Here is a 3,810-nt window from a genome sequence, read left to right as displayed (position 1 = left end):
ATTAATTGTTTACCAATAGGGTGGTACCGCGATTTTTATCGTCCCTATCKGATTTTCCGATAGGGGCTTTTTTGCGTCCTTCCCTTTTAAATAATTTCATATATATGCGTTGAAAGAATCGCAGTAGTATCTTGTATCCCTGTTTCAGAGAGCTAATGGTCGGTGGAAATTAGCACATATATAAGTACGAATTACAATTCTGGAGCTTCTTTTTCGTAGTGCTTTTATGCATGAAGGAAAAGACGGAGTTTTTCCGTTATCATTAGTTGAGATGTAAGTACCTTTTCACTTACAAATAGGGTGGTACCTCGATTTTTTCGCCCCTATCGGATTTTCCGATAGGGGCTTTTTCTATTTCTCACACAAACAGTTGTTAAATAATTCCGAATCTTATGATAAGATTTTATAAGCGCTTACATTTTTTAAAGGGAGGTGATGCAATCTATACGAACCGGTATTCATTTTTATAGAAAAAAAGGAGGATGTCTAAATGACAAAGAAAACAGAAATTCCATCACATTTAAAACCATTCGTATCCACACAGCATTATGATCAATACACACCGGTGAATCACGCTGTTTGGCGTTACATTATGAAACAAAACCATAACTTCTTAAAAGATGTTGCTCATCCCGCCTATGTTAATGGACTACAATCATCTGGTATTAATATAGATGCGATTCCAAAAGTAGAAGAAATGAATGACTGTTTAGCACCAAGCGGCTGGGGCGCCGTAACGATTGATGGGCTTATTCCCGGCGTAGCATTCTTTGATTTTCAGGGGCATGGATTACTACCAATCGCAACAGATATTCGTAAAGTAGAAAATATCGAGTATACACCAGCTCCTGATATCGTTCATGAAGCAGCAGGACACGCACCGATTTTACTTGATCGTACATATGCAAAATATGTGAAACGCTTTGGGCAAATTGGAGCGAAAGCTTTCTCCACAAAAGAAGAACATGAAGCTTTTGAAGCTGTTCGTACATTAACGATCGTAAAAGAAAGCCCGACTTCTACACCYGAAGAAGTTGCAGCTGCTGAAAATGCTGTAATCGAAAAACAAAACTTAGTTTCTGGTTTATCAGAAGCAGAACAAATTTCACGTCTATTCTGGTGGACAGTGGAATACGGCTTAATCGGTAATATAGATGACCCAAAAATTTACGGTGCTGGTCTCCTTTCCTCTGTCGGTGAAAGTAAGCATTGCTTAACAGATGCTGTAAAGAAAGTTCCATTCTCAATTGAAGCTTGCACCGGGACAACTTATGACGTAACAAAAATGCAGCCACAGCTATTTGTTTGTGAATCATTTGAAGAGTTGACTGAGGCACTTGAGCAGTTCTCTACAACGATGGCATTTAAAACAGGTGGCACAGAAGGATTAGAAAAAGCAATCCGCTCCGAAAATCATGCTACAACTGAGCTAAGTAGTGGATTACAAATTACGGGTACATTTACAGAGACAATTAAAAATGATACTGGTGAAGTTATTTACACACGAACAAGCTCACCAACTGCATTAGCAATTCATAATAAACAACTAGCAAATCATTCTACATCTGTGCACAGCGATGGATTCGGGACACCAATCGGATTACTAGATGGTGATATTGCATTAGAAAATTGTACAGAAGAACAATTACAATCATTAGGCATTACAATTGGACATAGTGCAGAGTTTACTTTTGCAAGCGGCATTCATGTAAAAGGAACAGTAACAGACATTGTAAAGAATGATAAAAAAATTGCTCTTATCTCCTTTATAAATTGTACAGTTACTCATAAAGATCGCTTATTATTTGATCCTTCATGGGGAGCATTTGATATGGCTGTCGGCTCACAAATCACTTCTGTATTCCCAGGAGCGGCAGATGCGGCTGCATTTTTCCCGATGAATGAAGAAGTACAAAAAACTCCTGATCCACTTGTACTGAATGAGCTTGAACGTATGTATCAAACAGTTCGGGATATACGTAACGATAGTATTTTACACGATACTCATACTGATCAATTAATAGCTATTCAAGAAGTATTAAATAAATTTCATCCGAAAGAATGGTTGCTTCGTCTTGAAATTTTAGAATTGCTTTTAGAACATAATAAGGGCCACGAAGCATCAGCGGCATTATTGCAACAACTTTCTACTTTCACAACTGACGAATCTGTAACACGTCTTATTAACAACGGTCTTGCGTTACTACAGGTAAAGGATGTGAAAAATGATGCTACGACTAACTAATGAAGAGGTACAAGAAGAATTAGTTAAGCTGGATAAATGGACAGTGAAAGATGAAAAATGGATTGAAAGAAAATATATGTTTTCCGACTACTTAAAAGGAGTCGAATTTGTCTCTGAAGCCGCCAAACTATCAGAAGAACATAATCACCACCCATTTATCCTTATCCAGTATAAAGCAGTCATTATTACTTTGTCATCATGGAATGCAAAAGGTTTAACCAAACTAGATTTTGACCTTGCAAAGCAATTTGATGAACTGTTTTTACAAAATGAAAAAGCGATTATAAGAAAGTAAAAAAGAGAAGCCTTTAATTAGGCTTCTCCTTTTACTTTAAAATGTATACAATGTCCAAACGGATCCTTGGCCTGTAATATTCCATCTTTGTACGTAGCAACTACGCCAATATATTTTAAGCTTTCACACACTTGCTCTTTTTGTTTTTCATCTGCTAGTACAATTGTGAAATATTTTAAGCCAACGGAATTTGGCATTTGTGGTGGTATCCCTTCACCTTGCCATGTATTTAAACCGATATGGTGATGATAACCACCTGCGGATACAAACAGCGCTCCATTACGAGCTGGGATCGTTACATCAAAACCAAGACCATCAACATAGAAACGTTTTGCTTCTTCTAAGTCAGCTACATGTAAATGAATATGCCCCATCACAGTACCAGCTGGGAACCCATTCCATGTACTTCCTTGCTGTAATAATTCTTCACCGGCTAATGGGTTACTAACAAATGGTAGCTCTCCATTCTCATCACGCCAAACTTCTTTTTGGCGATCATGATAAATTTCAATCCCGTTTCCATCTGGATCAGCTAAATAAAGAGCTTCACTAAAGTAATGATCGGCTCCACCGTGCAGTGGATATACCATCTCTACAAGATGACGAAGAATATTCGCTAAGTCCTGTCTATTTGGTAATAAAATTGCATAATGATATAAACCTGTTCTACCTCGTTGTTTCGGAAAAGCTTCTTTCTTTTCTTCAATTATTAGGAGTGGTTCGTCATTTTCATTCCCAAATGTAACGACAGTTTCATCTTCTTTTAGCACTTTCATTCGCAATACTTCTGTATAAAACTCTAGCGATTTCTTTACATTTGATACATATAAATGAACAACCCCAAGTGTTGTTTCGGGATGAAGTGGAAAGCCCATTTTGTTATACCCCCATTTTAATTAATTCTTCTTTAACATTTTCTCTTTTAAGAAATTATCTACAAAACCGTCAGCTTTCGCAACAAATAAGTAAGCACCCATTGCTAATAATGCAAGTTCTAACTCAAATCCAGGATTTTTCCCGTCTCCTAACAAACCAGCTGACCATTTTACTTTTACAATCGCCCCAACCATAACAAGTGCGAATAATAAACCAATATATCTTACACCTAAACCTAGAATTAACAATAGACCTCCAACTAATTCAACTGTTGCTACACCGTATGCAAGTCCTCCTGGTAAACCAATGCTTGTAAACCACCCTGCGATATTGTCAATTCCTGATTGGAATTTTGTTAAACCGTGCATAAAGAATGTTACCCCTAACACGATAC

The 3,810-nt window shown here is 37.3% G+C and carries 4 protein-coding genes and 1 other annotated feature; of the genes, 2 read left to right on the top strand and 2 right to left on the bottom strand.

Annotated elements, in window-relative coordinates; genetic code table 11:
• Positions 1–100 precede the first annotated feature (100 nt).
• Positions 101–328, top strand: a binding site (T-box leader).
• 162 nt (positions 329–490) lie between these two features.
• Both AC1DTM_RS20080 and AC1DTM_RS20075 read left to right on the top strand, forming a co-directional pair.
• Positions 491–2,245 carry an aromatic amino acid hydroxylase gene (locus tag AC1DTM_RS20080; protein WP_088099532.1) on the top strand — a complete coding sequence of 585 codons (1,755 nt, stop codon included), beginning with the start codon at positions 491–493 and terminating at the stop codon, positions 2,243–2,245.
• Positions 2,226–2,540: a 4a-hydroxytetrahydrobiopterin dehydratase gene (locus tag AC1DTM_RS20075; RefSeq protein ID WP_002199307.1), complete on the top strand. Its 315-nt coding sequence runs from the start codon at positions 2,226–2,228 to the stop codon at positions 2,538–2,540. Before AC1DTM_RS20080 ends, AC1DTM_RS20075 begins: the two co-directional genes overlap by 20 nt.
• A gap of 17 nt (positions 2,541–2,557) precedes the next feature.
• Here the strand turns inward: AC1DTM_RS20075 and AC1DTM_RS20070 are convergent, their stop codons facing one another.
• On the bottom strand, positions 2,558–3,415 hold the full coding sequence (locus tag AC1DTM_RS20070) for a VOC family protein (RefSeq protein WP_088099533.1): 858 nt from the start codon (positions 3,413–3,415) through the stop codon (positions 2,558–2,560).
• 21 nt (positions 3,416–3,436) lie between these two features.
• Entirely contained in the window at positions 3,437–3,808 is a 372-nt protein-coding gene (locus AC1DTM_RS20065; protein ID WP_477000720.1) for a DoxX family protein, read from the bottom strand.
• Positions 3,809–3,810 lie beyond the last annotated feature (2 nt).

This window comes from Bacillus sp. P4_D3 (assembly GCF_056401855.1).
The sequence above is the reverse complement of the archived record's forward strand: the minus strand, read 5'-3'. Positions and strand labels throughout refer to the sequence as shown.

What these genes read in the sequence shown, in the direction of transcription:
- AC1DTM_RS20070 (WP_088099533.1), bottom strand. Translation starts at nt 3,415, where the DNA reads ATGGGCTTTCCACTTCATCCCGAAACAACACTTGGGGTTGTTCATTTA.
- AC1DTM_RS20075 (WP_002199307.1), top strand. Translation starts at nt 2,226, where the DNA reads ATGATGCTACGACTAACTAATGAAGAGGTACAAGAAGAATTAGTTAAG.